Origin of the sequence: Pseudomonas sp. OF001, assembly GCF_904426495.1 — a bacterium.
In the GTDB taxonomy this organism is placed as follows: domain Bacteria; phylum Pseudomonadota; class Gammaproteobacteria; order Pseudomonadales; family Pseudomonadaceae; genus Geopseudomonas.
On the sequence record NZ_CAJGBM010000007.1, the window covers coordinates 26,723 to 51,474 of the forward strand.

The following is a 24,752-nucleotide window of genomic DNA, read 5'->3' on the forward strand; positions in this document are numbered from 1 at the left end:
ACACACACCACCTCATTTCTTTTTAGCCTATGGCGCGCGCTTCACAAGTCATCCCGCGCCGTCCGCCCCGCGCCCCAAGCGCCAGTCCCACGATCCGCCCCTGCTGCCCGGCCTCCGCCCTGTGAACGCAACGCCCGCGGGCCGCCGCCGCCGCAGGATCGGGAGTCCGCAAACGAGAAGCCCCCGCCATCTGGCGGGGGCTTCTGGGTCATGCCCGGCTTACGCCAGGCTCTTGCTCACCACCTCGTAGACGTCGCTGGACAGCTCGCCGCTGGCGAGGATGCGCTCCAGCTCGCCGCGCATCAGCGCCTGGCGGGCGCTGTCGAACTTGCGCCAGCGGGTCAGCGGGGTCAGCTGGCGGGAGGCGATCTGCGGGTTGAGCGCGTTGAGGGCGATCACCTGGTCGGCCAGGAAGCGGTAGCCGGCGCCGTCGGCGCGGTGGAAGTTGACGTGGTTCTGGTTGGCGAAGGCGCCGATCAGCGCGCGCACCTTGTTGGGGTTCTTCAGGGTGAAGGCGTGGTGGTGCATCAGCGCCTGCACGCGCTCGAGGCCGCCGGGCAACGGGCTTGCCGCCTGCACGGCGAACCACTGGTCCATGACCAGGGCGTCGTCCTTGAAGTAGTCGGCGAACTTGGCCAGCGCCTGGGCCTTCTCGGCGTCGAACGGCGAGTTGACCAGCACGGCCAGCGCGGCGAGGCGCTCGGTCATGTTGTCGGCGTGTTCGAACTGCTCCTCGCAGGCGTCGACCACCTCGTCGTCCTCGGCCAGCATCAGGTAGGACAGGGCGATGTTCTGCAGGCTGCGCCGGGCGATCTGCGCGGCGTCGGCGGCGTAGGCGGTGCTGCGCGAGGCCTCGCGGCAGGCCTGGTAGCGGCTCCACAGCAGGTCGAACAGCTCGCGGGAGATTTGCTTGCGGGCGAACTCGCGGGCGATGTGGATGGCGTCGACGTCGGCCACCTCGCTGAGCTCGGCCAGATAGGCCTCGGCCGGCAGGGAGAGCATCTCGGCGACCATCGCGGCATCCAGGCCCTCGTCGGCCAGCACCGTGCGCAGCGCCTCGACCAGGCGGGCATCAAGGTGCAGGGGCTCGCTGCGCTGCTGCTGGCCGACCAGCTCCTGCAGCACCTGCACGGCGAGCTGCTGGCCGGCCTCCCAGCGGTTGAAGCCGTCGGAGTCGTGCTGCATGAGGAACATCAGCTGGTCGCGGCCGTAGGGATAGTGCAGCTTCACCGGCGCGCTGAAGCCGCGCAGCAGGGACGGCAGCGGCTGGGTCGGCACGTCGACGAAGGTGAAGCTCTGCTCGGCCGCGGTCACCGCCAGCACGCGCGAGGTGCCGGTCGCCTCGGCCTCACCGGAGAGGCGCAGCGCCAGCTCCTGGCCGTGGGCGTCGAGCAGGCCCATGGCCACCGGGATGACGAAGGGCTGCTTGTGCTCCTGGCCGGGGGTGGCCGGGCAGCTCTGGCGGAAGGTCAGGGTGTAGGTCTTGGCGTGGGCGTCGTAGCAGTCCTCCACGCTCAGGCGCGGGGTGCCGGACTGGGTGTACCAGCGCTTGAACTGGGCGAGATCCTGGCCGCTGGCGTCCTCCATGGCCTTGACGAAGTCGTCGCAGGTCACCGCCTGGCCGTCGTGGCGCTCGAAGTACAGGTCGCTGCCCTTGCGGAAGGCCTCGGCGCCGAGCAGGGTGTGGATCATGCGCAGCACTTCCGCGCCCTTCTCGTAGATGGTCAGGGTGTAGAAGTTGGAGATCTCCATGTAGGCGTCCGGGCGCACCGGGTGGGCCATGGGGCCGGCGTCCTCGGCGAACTGCTGGGTGCGCAGGAAGGCGACGTCCTCGATGCGCTTGACCGTGCGCGAGTTCATGTCGGCCGAGAACTCGGCGTCGCGGAACACGGTGAAGCCTTCCTTCAGCGACAGCTGGAACCAGTCGCGGCAGGTCACGCGGTTGCCCGACCAGTTGTGGAAGTACTCGTGGGCGACCACCGCCTCGACGCGCTGGTGGGCGGCGTCGGTGGCGGTTTCCGGGTGGGCCAGCACGCAGCTGGAGTTGAAGATGTTGAGGCCCTTGTTCTCCATGGCGCCCATGTTGAAGTCGTTGACCGCGACGATCATGAAGATGTCCAGGTCGTACTCGCGGCCGTACACCTCCTCGTCCCACTGCATCGAGCGCTTGAGGCTGTCCATGGCGTGCTGCAGCTTGCCGATGTTCTCCGGCTCGACGTAGATGCGCAGGGCGACGTCGCGGCCGCTCAGGGTCCGGAAGCTGTCCTCGATGCACCACAGGTCGCCCGCCACCAGGGCGAACAGGTAGGCCGGCTTCTTGAACGGGTCCTGCCAGGTGGCCCAGTGGCGGCCGTCCTCTTCCTGGCCGCTGGCAATCGGGTTGCCGTTGGACAGCAGGATCGGATAGGCCTGCTTGTCGGCGCTGAGCGTGGTGGTGAACTTGCTCATCACGTCCGGGCGGTCGAGGTAGAAGGTGATCTTGCGGAACCCCTCGGCCTCGCACTGGGTGCAGAACATGCCGCTCGACTTGTACAGCCCTTCCAGCGCGGTGTTGCTCTCGGGGTGGATGCGCACGCTGCTGTCGATGACGAACTGCGCCTGGGTCGGCTGCAGGGTCAGGTGGCTGTCGCTCAGGTGGTAGTCGCCCTTGGCCAGCGGCACGTCGTCCATGGCCAGCGACAGCAGCTCGAGCTGCTGGCCGTCCAGCACCAGCTTCGGCAGCCCCTCGCCGGCCTCGGGGTTGCGACGCATGACCAGTTGCGCATGGACCAGGGTGTGGTCCTCGAACAGCTCGAAGGTCAGGTGGGTCTCGTCGATCAGGTAGTCGGGAGCCTTGTAGTCCTTGAGGTAGACGGTCTTCGGTTGTTCGCTGCGCATGGCTGGCTTCCTTAGGGTTGCTGCACGGCCAGCTGATAGGCCGTGTACTTGCGAATGTTGATCACGCCGGTATCGAAGATCAGGTACTGGCCCTTGATGCCCTGCAGTGTGCCCTCCACCACCGGGTTCTTGTCCAGATCGAAGCTGGCGATCTTCGCCGGGTAGGCCGCGACCGGATAGCGCATCTCGACCACCTCGGCAGCCGCCAGCGGCTGGATCGCCTGCAGGCCGAAGCGCTGCTGCAGGGCCTCGAGCCCCTCCCGGCAAGTATCGAACAGCCGCTCGCGCACCGCCGGCAGGTCGACCGGCTCGGCGTCGCCCTTGAGCAGCGCGCGCCAGTTGGTGCGGTCGGCGACCTGGCTGCGCAACAGGTCCTCGACCAGCCCGGACTGCTGGCGGGTGGCCACGCGCAGGATCGGCAGTGCCTGGCTGGCGCCCTGGTCGAGCCAGCGGGTCGGCAGCTGGGTGGCGCGGGTGATGCCGACCTTCACCCCGGAGGAGTTGGCCAGGTAGACCACGTGGTCGGTCATGCAGAACTGCTCGCCCCAGCTCGGCTCGCGGCAGGTGCCGGCCTCGTAGTGGCACTTCTCCGGGCTCATGATGCAGCTGTCGCACTGGGCGAGCCTGGTCATGCACGGGTAGCAGTAGCCCTGGGCGTAGCTCTTCTTGGTCTTCCTGCCGCAGTGGCTGCAGTGGATGGCGCCGAGGTACTCCAGGCGCAGGTGCTGGCCGATCAGCGGATTGAGCGGCAGCTCACGGTCGTCCAGGCGCAGGGCGTACTGCACCGGGGCGTCCAGGCGCACTGCCATCTTGGTCAGCGCGCCGCGTGCGATCTCGGCCATCAGTGCAGGGTGTCCGAGCTCTTGAACAGGATGTTCGGCACCTCGAAGGACTTCGACTTGCACTCCTGCGGGCCCATGTAGCCGGTGCGCTCCTCCTCGGGCAGGTTCTTGATCTCCCAGGCGATCATCGCCTGCAGGCTGAGCTCCTTCTGCTCCTGGGTGAGCTTGCGGCCGTCCGGCCACTTGCCGATCTCCACGGCGAGCTTGAGGCTCTGGTAGATCTCGGGGGTGATGTTCTCGATCATTTCGGCGAAGGACGTCATGGGTAGCCTCCAGGGAAAAAGAAGTGATTCTAGCGGGGCCGGATGGCCGGGTGGAAAACGACCGCAGGTCCTTTCCACCATTCTGCATGGCGCACCGGTGGACAAGGCTGCGCCGTTGTCCACCCTGCGGGTATCTCGTTCAGCGCCGGCGGCGCGCCAGCAGACCGCCGAGCACACCGGTGGCGCAGCCGATCAGCAGGCCACCGACGTGGGCGGCGTTGGCGATCTCGCCGAGGCCGAGGGCGCTGATCAGACCGGACAGGCAGACCAGCAGCCACACCAGCATCATGCCGACCACGCCGGGCGGCAGGCGGTAGTGCGGATTGGGCGCCAGGCGCTGGAACAGCCAGCAGTGGCCGAGCAGGCCGTAGAGCACGCCGGACAGGCCGCCGAAGATGGCCGGGCCGCCGAACACGAACTGCGCAACGTTGGACACCAGGCTGTAGAGCAGGACCAGCGCCAGCAGCAGCAGGCTGCCCTGGCGCCACTCGACGCGCCGGCCCAGCTCCCACAGCCACAGGCTGTTCATCGCCAAGTGCAGCACGCCGAAGTGCACCAGCATCGGACTGACCAGCCGCCACCACTGGCCGGCGGCGAGGCTGTCGCCCAACGGCAGGAACCAGGCGTAGTCGCCGTCGATGCGGAAATCGCTGAAGGTCAGCCAGCTGACCAGTCGCAGGTTGTCGCCGAACCAGGTGGCCAGGGCGACGGCGAAGGTCAGCAGCAGGATCAGGCTGGTGACCGGCAGGCTGCGCAGGCGCGCCAGCCACTGGCCAGTGGCGGCCGGGCGCGGCGCGGCCGGTGCCTCAGCGTAGGGCGCGCCGCCGGGATAGCGGGCATAGAGTTCACGCACCTGCTCGGCCAGCGTCTCGTCCGGCACCCAGAGCACCTGCTCGCCGGACTCCTCGCTGACCCGGTGCGGCACGCCGAGGCGCTGCAGCAGGGTGACGAAGGCCGCCAGGTCGTCGCCCAGCGGTCGGCGCAGGGCCGCCACCGGGCTCATGCGTCGGCCTCCAGGCGCTTGACCTCGACCCAGAAGAACTTGTTGGGGTCCAGGCGGGTTTCCTGGTCGAGACGGTAGGCCACCAGCTTGCCGCGGCGCACCGCGCTGTAGTCGAGGCAGGCCAGGTTGGGGCGCAGCGGCGCCGGGGTGCCGTTGCACCAGTAGTGGCCGACGAACAGCATCGGCTCGTCCTCGCCGTAGCGCAGCAGCGCGGCCTTCTGCGCGTTGGTCAGCGGCAGGTTGGCCACCTCGTCGGGCAGCGCGTCGGGCTGGAACACGATGTCGCCGTAGGTCTGCGGATCGTCCTCCCAGAACTTGGTGCGGAACACCGAGCGGGTGAAGCCGTCGCTGCTGGTCAGGGTCAGGCCCTGGGGCAGCGGCATGTCGATGCCGCGCAGCAGGCGCTGGAAGCAGTGGGCGGCGAAGCTGTGCGGATCGCCGCCCTCCTGGATGAAGGCGCGGTCGATGCGCCCGTCCGGGAAGCGCTCGCGCAGGCGCGCGATCAGCCCGGCGTCCCAGCAGGCGTGCACCAGGCGGAAGCGCCCGGCGTCGAGGAACATCGGCAGCTCGTACATCCAGGCGAGGAAGTCGTGCCAGTCGCCCGGATGGTCCTCGAACTGCGCCAGGGTCTCGCGGATCAGCCGCTCGTGGCGCGGGACGTGCTCGCGGGCGAAGGTCCGCCCGCTGCCGGGCAGCGCCGGGGTGGTCCAGCCCAGCGCGTACCACTCGTGGTTGCCGAGCAGGCACAGCGCCTGGCCGGCGGCCACCATGTCGTGGACCAGGTGCATGGCCTCGCGGATGTGCGGGCCGCGGTCGAGGATGTCGCCGAGGAACAGCACCATGCGCTGCGGGTGGCGCCAGACGCCGCCCTGGCGGCGGTAGCCGAGGCCGGCCAGCAGGCGTTCGAGGGCTCGCGCGCAGCCATGCACGTCACCGATCAGGTCGTAGCTGCGCGCCGGGTCGAGCAGCACTAGTCATGCCCTCCGAGCCGGCTGCCCCAGCCCAGCTTGGTCCGGCAGACCTCGTAGTAGTTGTGCTCCAGCGGATGGATCAGCTGCAGCTTCTGCGCCTTCTTGCGGATGGTCAGGGTGTCGCCGGGGGCGCAGGTGAAGTGGTTCTGGCCGTCGCAGGACACCAGCGGGTAGATCTGCATGTCCGAGGCGATCACCACCTTCAGCTCGCTGTTGCCGTCGACCACGATCGGCCGGCTGGACAGGGTGTGCGGGTACATCGGCACGATGACGATGGCGTCCAGCTTGGGGTGCATGATCGGCCCGCCGGCCGACAGCGCGTAGGCGGTGGAGCCGGTGGGGGTGGAGACGATCAGGCCGTCGGCCTTCTGGCTGCAGACGAACTGGCCGTCGATGTACATCTCGAACTCGATCATCCGCGTCGACTTGCCGGGGTGCAGCACCACGTCGTTGAGCGCGTCGCTCTGGCCGATCGACTCCAGGCCGCGGCGCACGTGGGCCTCGAGCAGGAAGCGGCTCTCCAGCAGGTAGCGCCCGGCGAGCACCTCGCTGACCCGGGCCTCCAGCTCGTCGGGACGGATGTCGGTGAGAAAGCCCAGGCTGCCGCGGTTGATGCCCAGCACCGGGGTGCCGTGACGGGCCATGGCGCGGGCGGCGCCGAGCAGGCTGCCGTCGCCGCCGACCACGATGACCAGGTCGCAGATCTCGCCCATCAGCTTGCGCGTACAGGTCTGCATGCCATGGCCGGGCAACATCTCGGCGATGCTCTCCTCGAGAATCACGTGCAGGTTGCGCTCGCCGAGGAAACGTTTCAGGCGACGAATGGTGTCGAGCACCTGCGAGCTGCCCAGGCGCCCGATGATGCCGATGTTGCGGAACTGCTCCATGAGATCCTGCCGGCTGCTGTCTGCGGAAGGCCCGATTATGGAGGATGCGCCGGGCGCCGGGCAAACCGCGACAGGCCCGAGCGCCAGCGGCTATGCTCGCCGGCATGAGCCCGTTCGCCGATCTTCTGCCCCTGCTCCCCGAGCTGCGCCAGCCGGCCGTGCGCGACCTGGCCTGGACCCTGCTCAGCCCGCCGCTGCTCGAGGCGGTGGACGGCTTTCGCCCGCGCCATCCGCTGCGCGCCAGCGGATGGGCAGCGCATCCCCACGTGCTCGAGCTGTGGCTGCGCGCGCTCGACCGTCAGCCGCAGGCCCTGCTCGCGCAACTGGCGGCGGCGCGCGGCAACCGCCTGGGCCGCTACTACGAGCAACTCTGGCAGTACGCGCTCGACCAGGCGCCGGGCATCCGCCTGCTGGCGGCCAACCTGGTGATCCGCGAGCGCGGCCACACCCTCGGCGAACTGGACCTGCTGCTGGGCGACGGCGAGGGCCTGCAGCACATCGAGCTGGCGGTGAAGTTCTACCTCGGCCCCGCCCGGGCGGATGGCGGCGACGCCGCTGCCTGGCTCGGCCCGGGGCGCCTCGATCGTCTCGACCTCAAGCTGGAGCACCTGCGCCAGCACCAGCTGTGCCTCAGCGAGCTGCCGGCGGCCCGGGCGCAGCTGCAGGCGCTGAGCCGCAAGCCGGTGCAGGCCAGCCCCTGGCTGGGCGGCTACCTGTTCTATCCCTGGCGCATCCCCTGCAGCCCGCCGCGCGGCGCCGCGGCGCAGCACCTGCGGGGAAGCTGGGTGCGCCGGCATGACTGGCCGGCCTGGCAGGCGGCGCACCCGGGCGTCTGGCAGCCGCTGCCGCGCATGGCCTGGCTGGCACCGGCGGAGTGCACGGCGGACGAATGCTGGGACGAGCCGCGCCTGAGCACCTGGCTGGCCGAGCTGCCAGCCGACGCCGCGCCGCGCATGCTGGTCCGGCTGCAGCCCGCCGATGGCGGACGCTGGCAGGAGCAGGCGCGGATCTTCCTGGTGGACGACCACTGGCCGCAGGCGGCCGGCAGCAGCGCTCAGGCCTGAGCGGCCAGCTCGTGCAAACGGGCGTCGAGGGCCCGACGTCCCTGCAGGCCGCCGCTGTGCACGGCGACGACGCGGCTGCCGCGGGCGATCGCGCCCTGCGCGACCGCCTCCTGCAGCGCCAGCAGCAGCTTGCCGGTGTACAGCGGCTCGAGCGGCACGCCGGTCTCGGCCTCGAACGTCAGGATGAAGCGCGCCAACTCGGCATCGAGGCGAGCGAAACCACCGCGGCTGGCGTCCACCAGCCGGTAGCCCTGCCCCGCCGCTCGGCCGGCAGCGCCCAGCAGGCGCGCCACCGCTTCGGGAACGCCATGGTCGGCCGGCAGCGCCAGGCAGCCGACCAGCGGGTGCCGGCCAGCCTCGCCGAGCACCAGCCCGGCCAGGGTGGTGCCGCTGCCGGCGGCGGCCCACAGCTCGTGGTAGTCGTCCCAGCCCAGCGCGGCCAGGCCATCGGCGATCATCTCCACCAGGCCGGCGCAGGACTGCGCCGCGGCCAGGCTCAGGCCGCCCTCGGCCACCGCCAGGAAAGCAGGATAGCGCTCCCGCCAGGGCTCCCAGAACCCCGGGCTATGGCGTTCGCGGTAACCGCCATAGCCCAGCCAGTGCAGCTGCATGCCGAAGCCCTGCAGGTCGCGGACGGTCGGGGTGTCCTGGGCATGCCCGCGCAGCAGGCCGACGGTGGCGAAGCCGAAACGCGCGCCGGCGGCCGCCAGGGCATGCAGGTGGTTGGAGTGGGCGCCACCGAGGCTGATCAGCCCCGGCGCGCCCAGGCGGCGGGCCTCGGCGAGGTGCGGGGCGAGCTTGTACCACTTGTTGCCGCTGATCAGCGGATCGATCCGGTCCAGGCGCAGCAGCGCCAGCTCCACGCCGGCGCGCGCCAGCCAGCTGCAGCGCACCGCCTGCAGGGAGGGCCGTCGCGGCCAGTCACGATGCGCCATCAGTCGCCATGGATGCGCGAGCGAACCCTCACGCCATGACGGGCACAGCAGTCCGACTCGCCGGCGACGAACCGACTGGGCGTCTCGACGCGGTCGATCGGCATGCCGCAACGACTGCCCCCAGGCAGCTCGGCAGTGCAGGCCGGCTGCTGGTAGTGCTCGAGCCACTGGCGGTACTGCGCCTCGCTGACGAAGCACTTGGCGGCGACATAGGCCAGGGGATTGCCCTGATAGGCGGCCAAGTCCTGCAGCGGCAGGGTCAGGTGGCCGGCGCCCGGGTGGTAGGCGACGAACACCACGCCCAGCGCTGCCAGGCGCTCCAGCGTCTGCTCGCCGCCCTCGCCGGCCAGGCGGTCGCGCTCCTCGGTGAGGCGCGCCAGCTCGCTGCGCAGACGCGCCGACTCCGCGGCCTGGGCGGCCAGTCGGGCATCCTGGCGCACCAGGCGCTCCTGATACTCGAGCACCGCCGCACCGATGCGCGCCGCGGCCTCCTGCTCGAACTGGGCTCGCAGCGTCTCGAGATCGCTGCGCCCGCTCCGTGCCAGCGTGGTGAGCTGGCGCTCCATGTCCTGCCGCACCTGCTGGAAGCTGGCGGCCTGGGCAGTCAGGCGCTCCTTGAGCGCCTCGTTGCGCTGAGCCTGCTCGCCCAGCGCCTGCCTGAGCTCGAGCAGGCGCTGCTGCAGGGCCTGCTCGCGCTGCTCCGCCTGCAGGCGCAGCCGGGCGCGCTCCTCCTCGTGCTGCTGGGACAGGCTGACGATGCGCAGGCGCTGCTGACGCAGCAGCTGGGCCGCCTTGAGACGCTGCTCGCGCTCGAGCTGCTCGGCCTTGCGGGCAGCCTCGAGGGCGCGCGCCTGTTCCTCCGCGTCAGGGACGAACCACTTGTGCTCCGGCGCCATGTGCAGCTTTTCCGGCTCCACTGCGGCCGCCGAATCGTCCTCGACCAGCACGCCGAGATTGTTGCGCTTGGCGGCGTCGCGGATCAGCAGCAGATCGTTCTGCGTCGGTGACAGACCGGGATCCCACAGGTGCATCTGGTGCCAGGACACCGGGCACTGGCTGCGACAGGCCAGGCGAATCGGCCCGGCCCCCAGGTCGGGCCCGCTGCCGGTACGGTCGGCCAGATGGCGCAGGGGAATGTTCCAGCCACGGTCGGCCTCGCCGTGGTCGCCAAAGTCGATGTAGAAGCACACCACCGCCTTGACCAACAGTCGCGGGTTGATCAGCACGAAGGCTGCCCGCATCTGCTGATCGGCAAACGCCGGCAGGTTGACCACGCCATCGAGCAGGGCTTCGAATTCCGGGTAGAGCATTTCCTTGCAGACGCCGCGTTCATTGAAGAACATCACGGCCTCTACGATCTGCGGCTTTTTCTGCAAGCTCATCGAGCTCCCTCGCACACGCATCCACGTCCAGCGTCCTGCCGGACCGAGATCATTTATCAGCATCTGGCGCATGTACACTGCATGACGCCTGCATCAGCGGCCAAAGTCTAGGAGAAAGCCCCCCCCCGCAATGTGAAGGGGTTGGCAGGCCATCGGACCGCCGACAGCCGGTAGGCGAAGCAGCGGCCAAACTGTGACCTGGTAGCCGGGCCGTCTGGCCGGCGGGTAAGCGCGGACCCGCCAGCTCTCGTCGACCGGGGTCGCGAGCCTGGAGGCTGGTGCGTGGGATTGGGTGAGGCGATCACCGATCGCCGGCCCGGCACCCTGCGGCACCAGGCAACGCCGGCTCGAAACCGGCAACCCCGGGTGATCCCGGGAGTGTCGCCGCGACGGGCGACGGCAGCCCTTACAGTTCGGTGGCGTCGTCCGCCGGTTCCGGCACATCCCGCTCGGCTGCCTGCAGCTCCAGCAGTTCTTCCTGATAATCGTCCATAACGGTCTCTCTTCTTGTCTGACTTCATGTGGTCCAACCTCTGACCACAAGTATCAGCCTAAAGATCCCGAATGACGAAAGCATGAATGTTGCAGAAAGTGAAAAGCCCCTCGAGATTGCTCTCGAGGGGCTTTCGATATGGCGCAGTGGACGGGACTCGAACCCGCGACCCCCGGCGTGACAGGCCGGTATTCTAACCGACTGAACTACCACTGCGCGTCGGCTGGACTTGCGTCCGGTACAACTTGGTGAAGCGTCTGAGCGAAGAGCCATCTGGCTTCTGCGATCTCGAACCCGCTGCAAAGGCGAATCCGGAAATAATGGCGCAGTGGACGGGACTCGAACCCGCGACCCCCGGCGTGACAGGCCGGTATTCTAACCGACTGAACTACCACTGCGCGTCGGCCGGACTTGCGTCCGAATACTTCATTGCGTGACAAGGTTTGGTGGCTGATGACGGGATCGAACCGCCGACCCCCTGCGTGTGATGCAGGTGCTCTCCCAGCTGAGCTAATCAGCCATTTGCCTTGCGACGGGGGCGAACTTTACGCAGGTAGCGGAGCTAAGTCAACAGCCCACAAGGATTTTTTTCGTTTTTCGGTTTCCCAGCGCCCTTCACGCCGGGTAGATCATGCGCCGGGTCATGCCGCCGTCGACGACGAACTCCTGGCCAGTGACGAAGCCCGCCTCGGGCGACAGCAGCCAGGCCACCAGCGCCGCCACATCCTCCACCGTGCCGACGCGGCCGGCCGGATGCTGGGCATGGTCGGCCGCGCTCAGCGGAGCGGCGCGCTGCGCCGAGGGATCACGGGCGTCGATCCAGCCCGGGCTGACCACGTTGACGCGGATCTCCGGGCCGAGGCTGACCGCCAGCGCGTGGGTCAGCGCCAGCAGGCCGCCCTTGCTCGCCGCGTAGGCCTCGCTGTCCGGCTCGGACTGGTGGGCGCGGGTCGAGGCAATGTTGACGATCGCCCCGCCGCTGGCGCGCAGGTAGGGCGCGCAGGCCCTGGCCAGCAGCATGGCGCCGCTCAGGTTGACCGCCAGCACGCGGTTCCAGTGCGCCAGCGACAGGCTCTCCAACGGCGGATTGTGCGCCTCGGCCAGCGCCGCGTTGCAGACCAGCGCATCGAGGCGGCCAAACTGACCGATCAGCTCGGCGACGCCGAGCGCCACCTGCTGCTCGTCGGCGACGTCCATGCGCACGAACCAGGCCTGCTCGCCCAGTGCACGGGCCACCTGGGCACCGCGCGCGCGGTCGACGTCGGCGAGCACCACCTGCCAGCCCTCGGCGATCAGCCAGGCGGCGCAGCCCAGGCCGATGCCGCGGGCGGCTCCGGTGACCAGCGCCACCGGACGCATTCCTTCCGCCCGCCGCTCCATCACAGCGCCGCCAGACCGCGAGCCAGGTCGGCCTTGATGTCCTCGAGGTCCTCCAGCCCCACCGCGACACGGATCAGGCTGTCGCCGATCCCCGCCGCCGCACGCGCCTCGGGACTCAGGCGACCGTGCGAGGTGCTGGCCGGATGGGCGATGGTGGTCTTGGTGTCACCGAGGTTGGTGGTGATCGAGATCATCCGCGTGGCGTCGATGACCTTCCAGGCCGCCGCCTTGTCACCCCTGACCTCGAAGCTGACCACCGCACCGAAGCCGCTCTGCTGGCGCCTGGCCAGCTCGTGCTGCGGATGACTGGGCAGACCGGCGTAATAGACCCGCGCCACCTGGGGCTGCTGCTCCAGCCACTCGGCCAGCGCCTGGGCGCTGGCGCAATGGGCCAGCATGCGCACCTTGAGGGTTTCCAGGCCCTTGAGGAACAGCCAGGCGTTGAACGGGCTAAGGGTCGGCCCCGCGGTGCGCAGGAAGCCGACCACCTCCTGCATGTGCCTGGCGCTGCCGGCCACCACGCCGCCCAGGCAGCGGCCCTGGCCGTCGATATACTTGGTAGCCGAGTGGATGACGATGTCGGCGCCGAGGGCCAGCGGCTTCTGCAGCACCGGGGTGCAGAAACAGTTGTCCACCGCCAGCAGGGCCCCCTTGCGATGGGCGATTTCGGCCAGGGCGGCGATGTCGACCAGCTCGGCCAGCGGGTTGGACGGCGACTCGACGATGAACAGCCTGGTGTTGGGCTTGCAGGCGGCGGCCCAGGCGTCCAGGTCGGCCAGCGGCGGGTAGTCCACCTCGACGCCGAAGCGCTTGAAGTACTTGTCGAACAGGCTGATGGTCGAGCCGAACACGCTGCGCGATACCAGCACGTGGTCGCCGGCGCTGCACAGGCTCATCACCAGGGCGAGGATCGCGCCCATCCCGGAAGCGGCGGCGACCGCCTGCTCGGCGCCTTCCAGGGCGGCGATGCGCTCCTCGAAGGTGCGCACGGTGGGGTTGGTGTAGCGGGAGTAGACGTTGCCGGGCTGCTCGCCGGCGAAGCGCGCGGCGGCGTCGGCGGCGCTGCGGAACACGTAGCTGGAGGTCATGAACAGGGCTTCGCCGTGCTCACCCTCGGGACTGCGATGCTGGCCGGCGCGCACCGCCAGGGTATCGAAGCCGGCACCCTCCAGATCGCTGTCCAGCCTTCCGACCTGCCATTCTTGCGTCATTGAACCTTCTCCTCGGCGCGGCAGGAAGGCTCTCGGAATGGCCGGCACTGCCGCCGGTTGTGCGGGTGGCGGCGCCCGGTGGGCGCCGCCCGGGGTATTCAGTTGTTGTGCAGGTCGATGATCGCGCCCGGTGCGCCGCCCTTGGCCTTGGCCAGGTCGTTGCGCGCCTGCTCGATACGATCCAGGTAGGCCTCGTTGACGTCGCCGGTGACGTACTGGCCGTCGAACACTGCGCTGTCGAACTGCTCGATCTTGATCTTGCCGCCGCCGACCGCTTCCTTGAGATCGTCGAGATCCTGGTAGACCAGCCAGTCGGTACCGATCAGCTCGGCCACTTCCTCGGTCGTGCGGCCGTGGGCGATCAGTTCGTGGGCGCTCGGCATGTCGATGCCGTAGACGTTGGGGTAGCGCACCGCCGGCGCCGCCGAACAGAAGTAGACGTTCTTCGCGCCGGCATCGCGGGCCATCTGGATGATCTGCTTGCAGGTGGTGCCGCGTACGATGGAGTCGTCGACCAGCATCACGTTCTTGCCACGGAACTCCAGGTCGATGGCGTTGAGCTTCTGTCGCACCGACTTCTTGCGCGCCGCCTGGCCGGGCATGATGAAGGTACGGCCGATGTAGCGGTTCTTGACGAAGCCCTCGCGGAACTTCACGCCCAGCCTGTTGGCCAGCTCCAGCGCGGAAGTGCGGCTGGTGTCGGGAATCGGGATGATCACGTCGATGTCGTGGTCGGGGCGCTCGCGCAGGATCTTCTCGGCCAGCTTCTCGCCCATGCGCAGGCGCGCCTTGTACACCGACACGCCATCCATGATCGAGTCGGGACGGGCCAGGTAGACGTACTCGAACAGGCACGGCGAGAGCTGCGGGTTCGCCGCGCACTGGCGGGTCTGCAGCTGGCCCTCGGGAGTGATGTACACCGCCTCGCCCGGCGCCAGGTCGCGGATCAGGGTGAAACCGAGCACGTCGAGGGCGACGCTCTCGGAGGCGATCATGTACTCGACGCCCTCGTCGGTGTGACGCTGGCCGAACACCACCGGGCGGATGCCGTGGGGATCGCGGAAGCCGACGATGCCGTAGCCGGTGATCATCGCCACCACGCCGTAGCCACCGCGGCAGCGCTGGTGCACCCCGGCCACCGCGGCGAAGATGTCGTCGGCGGTGGGCTGCAGCTTGTTGCGCACGGCCAGCTCGTGGGCGAACACGTTGAGCAGCACTTCCGAGTCGGAGTTGGTGTTGATGTGGCGCAGGTCGGACTCGTAGATCTCGCGCGACAGCTGGTCGACGTTGGTCAGGTTGCCGTTGTGCGCCAGGGTGATGCCGTAGGGCGAGTTGACGTAGAACGGCTGCGCCTCGGCCGAGCTGGAGCTGCCGGCGGTCGGGTAGCGCACGTGGCCGATGCCGATGTTGCCGATCAGGCGCTGCATGTGCCGGGTGTGGAACACGTCGCGCACCAGACCGTTGTCCTTGCGCAGGAACAGGCGACCGTCATGGCTGGTCACGATGCCGGCAGCGTCCTGGCCGCGGTGCTGAAGAACCGTAAGGGCGTCGTAGAGCGCCTGATTGACGTTCGACTTACCCACAATACCAACGATGCCACACATGTGACGCAACCCCTACAAAGTCAGGCTAGAGCGGAAAGGCCGCGCGACCGGGAAGGCCGACGGCGGAAGACGACTGCTGGAAGAGCCCGAGCACCAGATCCTTCGACCAGTCGGCAATCATCAGAAATTCGGGCAGCAGCGCCGACTGCTGCCACCAGGGATCCTGCTGCACCGGCGCCAGGCTGAGCAGGCCCACCACGATCACCACCAGCAGCACGCCACGGGCCACGCCGAAGACCATGCCGAGCAGGCGGTCGGTGCCGGTCAGGCCGGTGGCCTGCACCAGCAGGCCGAACAGGTGGGTGACCAGCGCGCCGATCATCAGGGTGACCACGAAGAGGATCGCGCCGGCGGCGATCACCCGTGCCGACGGCAGCTCGATGTAGGGGGCAAGGTGCCCGGCCAGGGCGCCACCGTACAGCCAGGCCACCACACTGGCACCCAGCCAGCCGAACAGCGAAAGGGCCTCGCGAACGAATCCGCGGGTCAGGCTGATCAGCCCGGAAATGGCGATCAGCGCGATGATGGACCAGTCGACCCAGGTGAATGACACAATGCTGCTCACTGGCGAAATGCGGAAAATAGAGCGGCAATTCTAACAGAGCGCAGGCCGGCGAGTCAGCCGCGATTGCGTTCAGCGCCGTTCGGGCTGGAAGCGCACCACGATCGGACTCAGGCGGTGCTGACGGGCGATCTGCTCGCGCATCCGCTCGGCATCCCCGCGCTCGAGCAGCGGACCGACGAATACCCGGTTCATCCCGTCCGCCGAGCGGATGTAGGCATCGAGCCCCTGACTGCGCAGCTTCTGCTGCAGCTCCTCCGCGCCGGCACGGCTGGACAGGCTGGCCAGCTGCACCGCCCAGCTGACCGGCACGCCGTCGGCATCGAGGCGGGCGGGCGGTGGGGATGACTCAGCGACAGGTGCAGGAGCAGGAGTCTGCGCCACGGGTGGTGCCGGGACGGCGTCCCCGACAGGCGGAGCGGCAGGCGCCACGGCCGCCTCATCCGCCAGGGGCGCGACGACCTGTGGCTCCGGCACGACGACCGGCTCCGGCGTCGCCGTCATCGCCGACGGCATTTCCGGCATCGGCGGCGCCTCGACACGCACGCGGCGCTGCTCGTCCTCACGGTTGAACAGCATGGGCAGGAACACCACTACCAGCGCCAGCAGCACGGCGGCCCCGACAATCCGTTGTTTCAGTCTCCGGTCCAGCATGGCCATCGGCTGCCTCTCCGCTTATCCCTGATGGGGCTGCTGGTCGCTGCCGAGCTGTTCCAGCCAGTGCAGGGCCTCGGCCACGCTGTAGAAGGAACCGAACACCAGGACCTCGTCGTCCTCGCCGGCCAACTCAAGCTGCGACTCGAGGGCCGCAGCCAGCGAAGCACAGGCGCAGGCGCTGGCGCCGCGCGCCGCGAGAGCGGCCTGCAGTTCCGCGGCACTGCGGCTGCGCGGGGTCGGCAGCGGCGCCACGGCCCAGTGAGCGATCTGCCCCAGCAACGGCTCGAGCACGCCGGCCAGATCCTTGTCGGCCAGCAAACCGAACACGGCCAGGCGACGCCCGGCCAGGGGATGCAGGGCCAGGCGCGCGGCCAGGTACTCGGCGGCATGCGGATTGTGGCCGACATCCAGCAGCAGGTTCAGCGTCCTTCCCCGCCAGCATAGCCGACGGCGCTCCAGGCGGCCGCTGACGCGGGTCTCGCGCAGCGCCTCGACCAGCGTCCCAGGCTGCCAGGGCAAGCCCAGCAGGACGAAGGCCTGCAGGGCCAGGGCGGCATTCTCCATCGGCAGATCGAGCAGCGGCAGGTCGTTGAGTTCCAGCGGCTGACCGGACGGATCCTGGCCACGCCAGTGCCAGCCCGTTTCGCCGAGCGCCAGGTCGAAGTCGCGTCCGCGCAGACGCAGCGGGCAGCCCAGCTCGCGGGCGCGCGCCAGCAGCACCGGGGGCGGATCCAGGTCACCACAGGCGACCGGCTTGCCGGCACGGAAGATCCCGGCCTTCTCCACCGCCACACTGTCGCGGCTGTCGCCCAGCCACTCGACATGGTCGACACCGATGCTGGTGACCACCGCCAGGTCGGCATCGACCAGGTTCACCGCATCCAGGCGACCGCCCAGACCGACCTCGAGCACCACCGCATCCAGCGCCGCGCGCTCGAACAGCCAGAAGGCCGCCAGGGTGCCCATCTCGAAATAGGTCAGCGACGTTTCGCCCCGCGCCGCCTCGACAGCGGCGAAAGCGGCGCAGAGCGCCTCGTCGCTGGCTTCGCCGTCCGGCAACTGCACCCGCTCGTTGTAGCGCAGCAGGTGCGGCGAGCTGTACACGCCGACACGCAGCCCGCTGGCGCGCAGCAGGCTGGCGAGGAAGGCACAGGTCGAACCCTTGCCGTTGGTGCCGGTGACGGTGATCACCCGCGGCGCCGGGCGGCCGAGACCGAGGCGCTCGAGCACTGTGCGAGCGCGCTCCAGGCCCATGTCGATCGACACGGGATGCAACTGCTCCAGGTAGCTCAGCCAGTCGGCGAGGCTGCGACTCATGCGCTGAGCGGCTCCGCGACCGGGGTCGGCTGGTGGGTCAGCTGGGCCAGCAGGCGGGCCAGGCGCGGACGCAGCTCGGCGCGATGGACGATCATGTCGATGGCGCCGTGATCGAGGAGGAACTCGCTGCGCTGGAAGCCTTCCGGCAGCTTCTCGCGCACGGTCTGCTCGATCACCCGCGGGCCGGCGAAACCGATCAGCGCCTTGGGCTCGGCGACGTTGACGTCACCGAGCATGGCCAGGCTGGCCGACACACCACCGTATACCGGATCGGTCAGCACGGAAACGAAGGGGATGCCCTCCTCGCGCAGACGGGCGATCACCGCCGAGGTCTTGGCCATCTGCATCAGCGAGATCAGCGCTTCCTGCATGCGCGCGCCGCCGGAGGCGGAGAAGCAGATCAGCGGGCAGCGCTTCTCCAGGGCGACGTTGGCGGCGCGCACGAAGCGCTCGCCGACGATCGAGCCCATGGAGCCGCCCATGAAGGAGAACTCGAAGGCGCAGGCGACCACCGCCAGGCCCTGCAGGGTGCCGCTCATGGCGACCAGCGCGTCCTTCTCGCCGGTATCCTTCTGCGCGGCGCTCAGGCGGTCCTTGTACTTCTTGCTGTCACGGAACTTCAGGCGGTCCACCGGCTCCAGCTCGGCGCCGATCTCCTCGCGGCCTTCGGCATCGAGGAAGAAGCCCAGACGGGTACGCGCGTTGATGCGCATGTGGTGATCGCACTTGGGGCAGACATCCAGGGTCTTTTCCAGCTCCGGACGGTAGAGCACCGTGTCGCAGGACGGGCACTTGTGCCACAGGCCCTCGGGCACCGTGCTTTTCTTCACCTCGGAACGCATGATCGAGGGAATCAGTTTGTCTACCAGCCAGTTGCTCATGCTCTGTTCTCCGTAGGCCCGGACTGGCGCGCACCGGGTGCGCGCACAGCTCCTCGAGCAGATTCACGTTGGGACCACGATCCGACACGGCTCGCCCGGCAGCCCTGCTGCCCGCACGACGACGCCCGCATCGCTCGCGACCATGGTGCGCGCGGCCGCCGCAGCGGCCATCACGCGATAAATTCAGCACCGACAGGTCCAGCCCTGCGGCGATCTCAGGCTAATGGACGGCGCGCCGGTGGCGACCGTCACATGGCCGACGTCAACTGCCGCGCACCGCCGCGACGAAGGCCCGCACCCTGGCGGCATCCTTGACACCCTTGCTCGCCTCCACCCCGCCGCTCACGTCCACCGCCCACGGACGCACCTGGCGGATCGCCGTCGCGACGTTCTCCGGCGTCAGGCCGCCGGCGAGGATGAGCGGACAGCCGGGCTCCTCCGGCACCAGCGACCAGTCGAAGGCTTCGCCGGTACCGCCCGGCACGCCGGGGACGAAGGTATCCAGCAGGATGCCGGCGGCCTCGGGATATTCGGCGCAGCGCGCGCGGATGTCCTCTCCCGGACGCACGCGCAGGGCCTTGATGTAGGGGCGGTGGTAGCCGGCGCAGTCGGCCGCCGTCTCGTCGCCGTGGAACTGCAGGAGATCCAGCGGCACCGCGCCGAGGATCTCGTTCAGCTCGCAGCGCGAGGCGTTGACGAACAGGCCGACGGTGGTGACGAAGGGCGGCAGCGCCGCCACTATCTCCCGAGCGCGGTGCACGTCGACCGCCCGCGGACTCTTCGCGTAGAACACCAGACCGATGGCATCGGCGCCGGCCTCGGCCGCCACCAGGGCATCCTCGACGCGGGTAATCCCGCAGATCTTGCTGCGAACCACTGACAACGGGACACCCTCCGGCAGACAAAGTCTGCGATAGTAGCAAATGCCCCGGACAGCGTCAGCCTGCCTGGCGACTCGGGTTCAGGACTCCAGCGCGGAAAGGAAATGCGGGCCCAGGTAGCGCTGCGGCAACTGGAACTCGTCCGGGTACTCCACCTGCACGAGATACAGCCCGTAGGGATGGGCGGTCACTCCGCCGCTGCGGCGATCGCGCGCGGCGAGGATTTCCGCCACCCACTGCGGCTCGCGCTCGCCGGCGCCGATGGCCATCAGCACCCCGGCGATGTTGCGCACCATGTGGTGGAGGAAGGCGTTGGCGCGCACGTCCAGCACGATGAAGCGGCCATGTTCGATCACCTCCAGATGATGGATGGTCTTGATCGGCGACTTGGCCTGGCACTGCACGGCACGGAACGAGGTGAAGTCATGAGTGCCGACCAGCGCGCGGGCAGCGGCACGCATGCGCGCCACCTCCAGCGGACGGTGGTTCCAGGTGATCTCCTCGGCCAGGTGCGCCGGACGCACCGGGTCGTTGTAGATCACGTAGCGGTAGCGACGCGCCACGGCGGAGAAGCGCGCGTGGAAGTGCGCCGGCATCGGCTGCGCCCAGGTCACGCTGATGTCGCCCGGCAGGTTGGCATTGGTACCCATGATCCAGGCCTTGAGCGGACGCTCGACGCCGGTATCGAAGTGCACCACCTGTCCGCTGGCGTGCACCGCTGCGTCGGTACGCCCGGCACAGATGATCGACACCGGCTCGGCAGCCACCTTGGACAGCGCCTTCTCCAGCGCCTCCTGCACCGAGGGAACCCCGGCCTCCTGGCGTTGCCAGCCGCGATAGCGCGCCCCCTTGTACTCGACGCCGAGGGCAATCCTGGAAACGCCAGCGGCAGCCGTCTCGGCTGCCGCTGGTACTGCAATGTCTGCGAACGTCATGCTCAGGCGATGCGCCCCATCATCTCGCGCGCTTCCTGCTGCTGGCCGGCATTGCCCTCCTTGAGCACCTCGTCGAGGATGTCGCGGGCGCCATCGGCATCCCCCATGTCGATGTAGGCGCGGGCCAGCTCCAGCTTGGTCGCGGTCTCGTCGGTATCGGCGAGGAAGTTGAAGTCCTCGTTGCCGGTCAGCTCCGGCACCGCAGCCACTTCCGCCACGTCGAACGACGGCAGCTCGGCGCCGGCAGCCGGCTCGGTGACTCCGGACTGGGCGAGGAACTCGTCGAACGCGGCATCCAGATCATGCTCCACCCCGCTGCTCGCTCCCAGCGCCTGCAGCTCGAGTTCCAGTTCGTCCAGTCCCTCCAGGCTGGCGGTTGCCGGCACCACGCCCGGCTCCCCCTCCTCGGGATCGGCCAACTCCAGGCCGGCCAGATCCAGCAGGAGTTCGTCCTCGCCGCTCACGGCGACGCTGTCGGTGGCCGGCTCAGCTACGCCAGCCTGCGGTGCGTCGGCCTCGGCCAGCAGGAACGAGTCGTCCAGCCCCAGCTGATCCAGCTCGGCGAGCAGGCTCTCGTCGTCCCCACCGGCGACCGGCGACTGCGGCTCGGCCGCCAGCAGCGCATCGTCCAGGCCCAGTTGATCCAGTTCGGCGAACAGCGCCTCGTCGCTCGACTCGACGACTGCCGGCGCCGGCTCGGAAGCCAGCAGCGTATCGTCCAGACCCAGTTGATCCAGCTCGGCGAACAGCGCCTCGTCACCCAGCTCGGTGACTGCCGGTGCCGGCTCATCCGCCAGCAGCGTATCGTCCAGACCCAGCTGATCCAGTTCGGCGAACAGATCCTCGTCGCTCTGCGCGGCACCAGGGGCGCGGGCGCCCTCCTCGGCCTGCAGGGTTTCACCCAGCCCGAAGTCAACGTCTGCAGCCGCAGGCGGCAGCTCGATGGCATCCAGCTGCAGGTCGAAGTCCAGAGCGTCCGGCTCGGTCAGCCCCTCGCTGGCGACCACATCCGACTTCGCCGGCTCGAGCCCCAGCAGATCGTCGCCCAAGCCCTCCAGGGTCAGCTCGTCCAGCCCCTGGCCAGCCTCGACGGCGGCCTGCGGGCTGGCCGCCAGCTCGCGCTCGAGTTCGGCCTCCAGATCGTCGAGACTGAGGTCGAAGTCGCCGACCGGCTCGCTCGCTGCGCCCGCCTGCTGCGCTGCGCTCGGCGCCAGGTCGTCGAGGGTGAGGTCGTCGAGGGAGAACTCCTCGTCCTGCCGGGCAGCGACCTTGTCATCGCCAGCGCCGGCCGAGAAATCGAAAGCATCCGCCGCCGCGGCCGCGCCGATGCCGATGGCGGCAGCGCTGGCGAGGATCTGCGGATAGCGGGCACGCAGCTGATCGATCTGCGGCTGGGCGCCGCCAATCTCGCCCAGCTCGGCCTCCTGACGGACGAAACCTTCACGGTCGCCCATCTCGGCGCAGACTTCCATCAGCTTGAGGCGCAGATCGGCGCGCTGCGGCTCCTCGTTGATGGCGTTGCGCAGCAACTCGGCGGCCTGGGTGAAGCGACCGTAGGTGCTGTACATCTCTGCCTCGCCCAGCGGGTCGGAGCCCTTCAGCGACGGCATGGGCGCCCCCGGCGCACGCTCGTCGGCCAGCGGCTCGCCCAAGTCCGGGACGTCGACCGGAGCGACCGCCGCTGCGGACGATGCCCCCGGATCGGTGAACAGCTCGCCCTGCGCATCGTCGCTCGGCTTCTGCGCCTTGCGCCGGGCATTGATCATCAGACCCAGGCCGGCCAGCAGAGCCAGGGCGCCGCCTCCAGCGGCCAGCAGCAGCGGGTCGGCCAGCACCTCGTCGAGCAGGCTCGGCTCGTACGCCGGCTCGGCCTCGACCGGCAGGGCGGCCGGCTTGACCGGAGCAGGCTCGGGCGCTTCGGCAACCGGAGCCGGTGCGGGCTGCTCGCTTGCAGCCGGAGCGGGCTCAGCCGCCGCGGGTTCGGCAGCGACCGGCGCCGCAGCGGCCTCGACCGGCTTGGCGCCGGCTTCAGCCTCGGCGCCGGCCTCGGACTCCGGCCTGGTATCGGCCGCCGGCTGCTCCGCAATCGCAGGCTGCGCTTCGGCTGCGACCTGCGGCTTGCCGTCGGCAGCAGCTTCGACCTTGCCTTCGGCCGTCGGCTGGGGCGCTGCGGCAGCCACCGCAGCCTCGGCGCCAGCAACGCCGGCAGCCGCGACCGGCGCCGCGGCCTCGCTCGCCAAGCCGCCCTGCAGCTTGGCCAGTTGTTCGTTCTTCAGCTCGATCAGGCGCTGCAGCTTGTCCAGCTGGCTCTGCAGGTCGCCGAGGCGCTCCTTGAGCTCCTGGTTCTCGCGCTGGGTGGTCGCCAGGCTTTCCTGGTTGACCGCCAGCTTGTCGGCCAGCGCCTTGCTGTCGGCGGCGGCGCCGTTGTCGCTGCCGCTGGTCGACTTGCCGGCAGCGGCGGACACCAGACGCAGATTGTCCTCGACCGGCGCCTGGGCCGGTGCGTTGCCGGCCTGGCTGCGGCGGGTGGCGTCGAGCTGGCGGGCGGTCGCCACCGGCTGGACCACGCGTCCCTCGCGCCAGGCACTGTTCTGCGCCTGCACCTGGGCCAGGGCATCGGCCTGGCTGCGGCTGCGCACCTGCGCTTCGGTCGGCAGGCGCAGCACCTGGCCGCTCTTCAGGCGATTGATGTTGCCATCGAAGAAGGCATCCGGATTGAGCTCCTGGATCGCCAGCATGGTCTGGTGTACCGACACGGCATTGCTCGGCCGGGCACGCTCGGCGATCTGCCAGAGGGTATCGTCGCGGCCGACGCGGTACTGGCCATCGCGCAGCGAATCCCGGGCGAGGCCCGGCGCCGGGGCGACGGGAGCCTCGGCCTGCGGCGCAGGCAGCGGCGCCCGTTCGGACAGTTGCGGAACGGCAGGCGCGATCGGGGCGGCCTGGGGCAGGCGCGGGGTGGCAGCGGCCGCAGTCTGCGGCGAGTACAGCGGCGGATCGAGCAGTACGGTGTATTCGCGCAGCAGGCGACCGTTGGGCCACAGCACCTCGACCAGGAAGTTCAGGTAGGGCTCGCGCACCGGCTTGCTGGAAGTCACGCGGATCACGCTCTTGCCGTTGGGCTTGAGCACCGGGGTGAACTTGAGGTCGGTCAGGAAGTACGGGCGGTCGACGCCGACCTTGTTGAATTCCTCGACGGCGGCGAGCGCCGGGATCACTTCGCCGGTGCCCAGGTCACGCACCTCGAGCAGTTCGATCTCGGCATCCAGTGGCTGGTTCAGGGCGGACTTCAGCGAGATCTCGCCCAACCCCAACGCGTGCGCCATGCCGGAGGTCAGCGCCGAAGCGGCGGCAATTGCTAGCACCAGTTTGCGTACCCGAACCATAGCGTGTAATCCCTTGTTTCTTCTGTCTCGCCGAGCGAGTGGCGGCACGCCGGAGCCCCGCGGCCGGTGTATGCGGGGCCTCGGGACATGCGCGACCAGGATGGACAAAGCCGACCGAAATGTCGGGCCAGTATCTTTTACAGGGTGTGTTTAAGCAACAACTCGGCCAGCCGTACGGCATTGAGCGCCGAACCTTTTCGCACGTTATCTGATGCAATCCACAAATTGAGTTCGCACGGATCCAGCTGCCCCGCACGCAGCCGGCCGACATAGACCAGGTCCTGGCCCAGGGCATCGCCCACGGCGGTGGGATAGTCGCCCTGCTCGACCAGCTCGAGTTCCTCGGCATCGTCCAGGCAGTGGCGCACCACGGCCAGGTCGACCGGCTCGGCGCACAGCAGGCTGACCGCCAGGCTGTCGCCGAAGAACACCGGCGCCTGCACGCAGGTCGCCGCCACCGGCAGCGTCGGCTCGCCGAGCACCTCGCCCAGCTCGCCGGCCAGGCGGCGCTCGTCGCGGGCGTGGCCGTCGGGCAGCTCGGCGCTGGCGCGGGCCAGCAGGTTGAAGGCGATCTGCCGGTCGAACAGCTGCGGCTCCACCGGTCGGGCGTTGAGCAGCTGGGCGGTCTGCCGGGCCAGCTCCTCGATGCCGTCGCGGCCGCGGCTGGACACCGCCAGGCAGGCGGTGAGGGTGACCCGGCGCAGCTCGACCACCTGGCGCAGGGTGCCGAGCACGCTGGCCAGCGCCACCACCGCCGGCAGCGGGCTGCGCAGCCAGCGCGCGGACTCGGCCTGCTGCGGATTGACTTCGGCCACCACGCAGGGCGCCCGCTGCAGGTCCAGCACGCCGGCGAGATCGACCAGCGCGCAGCCGGCGGCCTCGATACGCGCCAGCTGCGCGGCGGGGAGCGGCTCGAGCAGGAACACCAGGGACACGCTGGCGAAATCGAAGCCGTCGGCAGGCTGGACGCGCAGGTTGCGCTCGCGGAACGCCGCGACCTGGCCGGCGGCATCGGCTGCTGCCAGGGCATGCAGGGTGCCGACCGGGAAATCGCGCTCGTCGAGCGCTATCAGCAGCGCCTCGCCGACCAGACCGGTAGCGCCGACCACGGCGATGTCGAAGGATTGATTCATGGGGGACCTCGGAAAAAGGTGTGGCACTTTAGCGAGCCGGGCAGGCGCTGGATAGGCACCAGCGGACTCTAGGGACGACTGGTTGCCA

At 69.4% G+C, this 24,752-nt stretch carries 20 protein-coding genes and 3 tRNA genes; 1 reads left to right on the forward strand and 22 read right to left on the reverse strand.

The genetic code is table 11. The features are described from left to right. Positions 1-219: 219 nt before the first annotated feature. The 6 genes from pepN to RA210_RS05540 form a co-directional block, all read right to left on the reverse strand. Positions 220-2,877 (reverse strand): aminopeptidase N, encoded by a 2,658-nt coding sequence (gene pepN, locus RA210_RS05515; RefSeq protein ID WP_201485659.1) that lies wholly within the window; start codon positions 2,875-2,877, stop codon positions 220-222. Positions 2,878-2,888: 11 nt separating this feature from the next. Next, positions 2,889-3,719, reverse strand: coding sequence for a DUF2797 domain-containing protein (locus tag RA210_RS05520; protein WP_201485660.1), 831 nt, complete (start codon positions 3,717-3,719; stop codon positions 2,889-2,891). Further along, positions 3,719-3,982, reverse strand: coding sequence for a YeaC family protein (locus RA210_RS05525; RefSeq protein ID WP_090347312.1), 264 nt, complete (start codon positions 3,980-3,982; stop codon positions 3,719-3,721). Before RA210_RS05525 ends, RA210_RS05520 begins: the two co-directional genes overlap by 1 nt. A 139-nt stretch (positions 3,983-4,121) precedes the next feature. Then, the gene (locus tag RA210_RS05530; RefSeq protein ID WP_201485661.1) at positions 4,122-4,985 is read right to left on the reverse strand and encodes a rhomboid family intramembrane serine protease; all 864 of its coding nucleotides are present in this window, start codon (positions 4,983-4,985) and stop codon (positions 4,122-4,124) included. Beyond that, a complete protein-coding gene (locus RA210_RS05535) occupies positions 4,982-5,953 on the reverse strand; it encodes a metallophosphoesterase (RefSeq protein WP_136488771.1) in 972 nt (323 codons plus the stop codon). Before RA210_RS05535 ends, RA210_RS05530 begins: the two co-directional genes overlap by 4 nt. A 2-nt stretch (positions 5,954-5,955) precedes the next feature. After that, positions 5,956-6,843: an NAD(+) kinase gene (locus RA210_RS05540; RefSeq protein ID WP_201485662.1), complete on the reverse strand. Its 888-nt coding sequence runs from the start codon at positions 6,841-6,843 to the stop codon at positions 5,956-5,958. A 104-nt stretch (positions 6,844-6,947) separates the two neighbouring features. Here RA210_RS05540 and RA210_RS05545 point away from each other — a divergent pair, with 104 nt between their 5' ends. After that, the gene (locus RA210_RS05545) at positions 6,948-7,907 is read left to right on the forward strand and encodes a DUF1853 family protein (RefSeq protein WP_201485663.1); all 960 of its coding nucleotides are present in this window, start codon (positions 6,948-6,950) and stop codon (positions 7,905-7,907) included. Here RA210_RS05545 and RA210_RS05550 read toward each other — a convergent pair. The 16 genes from RA210_RS05550 to RA210_RS05625 all read right to left on the reverse strand — a co-directional run bounded on the left by RA210_RS05550 (position 7,898) and on the right by RA210_RS05625 (position 24,664). Beyond that, the gene (locus RA210_RS05550) at positions 7,898-8,842 is read right to left on the reverse strand and encodes a 1-aminocyclopropane-1-carboxylate deaminase/D-cysteine desulfhydrase (protein WP_201485664.1); all 945 of its coding nucleotides are present in this window, start codon (positions 8,840-8,842) and stop codon (positions 7,898-7,900) included. The genes RA210_RS05545 and RA210_RS05550 overlap by 10 nt on opposite strands. Beyond that, positions 8,842-10,224: a chromosome partitioning protein ParA gene (locus RA210_RS05555; protein ID WP_201485665.1), complete on the reverse strand. Its 1,383-nt coding sequence runs from the start codon at positions 10,222-10,224 to the stop codon at positions 8,842-8,844. The genes RA210_RS05550 and RA210_RS05555 overlap by 1 nt, the downstream gene beginning before the upstream one ends. A 632-nt stretch (positions 10,225-10,856) precedes the next feature. After that, positions 10,857-10,933, reverse strand: a tRNA-Asp gene (locus RA210_RS05560). A 105-nt stretch (positions 10,934-11,038) separates the two neighbouring features. Beyond that, positions 11,039-11,115: transfer RNA gene (locus RA210_RS05565), tRNA-Asp, on the reverse strand. Between the two features lie 46 nt (positions 11,116-11,161). Then, positions 11,162-11,237: transfer RNA gene (locus tag RA210_RS05570), tRNA-Val, on the reverse strand. Positions 11,238-11,332: 95 nt separating this feature from the next. Then, entirely contained in the window at positions 11,333-12,097 is a 765-nt protein-coding gene (locus RA210_RS05575; protein ID WP_201485666.1) for an SDR family oxidoreductase, read from the reverse strand. Next, complete coding sequence (locus tag RA210_RS05580; RefSeq protein WP_201485667.1) at positions 12,097-13,308, reverse strand: O-succinylhomoserine sulfhydrylase; 1,212 nt, start codon at positions 13,306-13,308, stop codon at positions 12,097-12,099. The genes RA210_RS05575 and RA210_RS05580 overlap by 1 nt, the downstream gene beginning before the upstream one ends. A gap of 98 nt (positions 13,309-13,406) precedes the next feature. Beyond that, the gene (purF, locus tag RA210_RS05585) at positions 13,407-14,912 is read right to left on the reverse strand and encodes an amidophosphoribosyltransferase (RefSeq protein WP_136488748.1); all 1,506 of its coding nucleotides are present in this window, start codon (positions 14,910-14,912) and stop codon (positions 13,407-13,409) included. 25 nt (positions 14,913-14,937) lie between these two features. Continuing rightward, positions 14,938-15,465: a CvpA family protein gene (locus tag RA210_RS05590; protein ID WP_136488749.1), complete on the reverse strand. Its 528-nt coding sequence runs from the start codon at positions 15,463-15,465 to the stop codon at positions 14,938-14,940. 81 nt (positions 15,466-15,546) lie between these two features. Then, positions 15,547-16,134 (reverse strand): SPOR domain-containing protein, encoded by a 588-nt coding sequence (locus tag RA210_RS05595; RefSeq protein WP_136488750.1) that lies wholly within the window; start codon positions 16,132-16,134, stop codon positions 15,547-15,549. A 15-nt stretch (positions 16,135-16,149) separates the two neighbouring features. Then, entirely contained in the window at positions 16,150-17,448 is a 1,299-nt protein-coding gene (gene folC / locus RA210_RS05600) for a bifunctional tetrahydrofolate synthase/dihydrofolate synthase (protein WP_136488751.1), read from the reverse strand. Further along, positions 17,445-18,329 (reverse strand): acetyl-CoA carboxylase, carboxyltransferase subunit beta, encoded by an 885-nt coding sequence (gene accD, locus RA210_RS05605; protein WP_136488752.1) that lies wholly within the window; start codon positions 18,327-18,329, stop codon positions 17,445-17,447. The genes folC and accD overlap by 4 nt, the downstream gene beginning before the upstream one ends. Before the next feature lie 262 nt (positions 18,330-18,591). Then, complete coding sequence (locus RA210_RS05610) at positions 18,592-19,212, reverse strand: phosphoribosylanthranilate isomerase (protein ID WP_201485668.1); 621 nt, start codon at positions 19,210-19,212, stop codon at positions 18,592-18,594. A gap of 78 nt (positions 19,213-19,290) precedes the next feature. After that, the gene (gene truA, locus RA210_RS05615; RefSeq protein WP_136488754.1) at positions 19,291-20,145 is read right to left on the reverse strand and encodes a tRNA pseudouridine(38-40) synthase TruA; all 855 of its coding nucleotides are present in this window, start codon (positions 20,143-20,145) and stop codon (positions 19,291-19,293) included. A 2-nt stretch (positions 20,146-20,147) separates the two neighbouring features. Next, positions 20,148-23,510 (reverse strand): FimV/HubP family polar landmark protein, encoded by a 3,363-nt coding sequence (locus RA210_RS05620; protein ID WP_236574631.1) that lies wholly within the window; start codon positions 23,508-23,510, stop codon positions 20,148-20,150. Between the two features lie 158 nt (positions 23,511-23,668). Continuing rightward, positions 23,669-24,664, reverse strand: a complete 996-nt coding sequence (locus RA210_RS05625) for an aspartate-semialdehyde dehydrogenase (protein WP_201485670.1) — start codon at positions 24,662-24,664, stop codon at positions 23,669-23,671. Between the last annotated feature and the right edge of the window lie 88 nt (positions 24,665-24,752).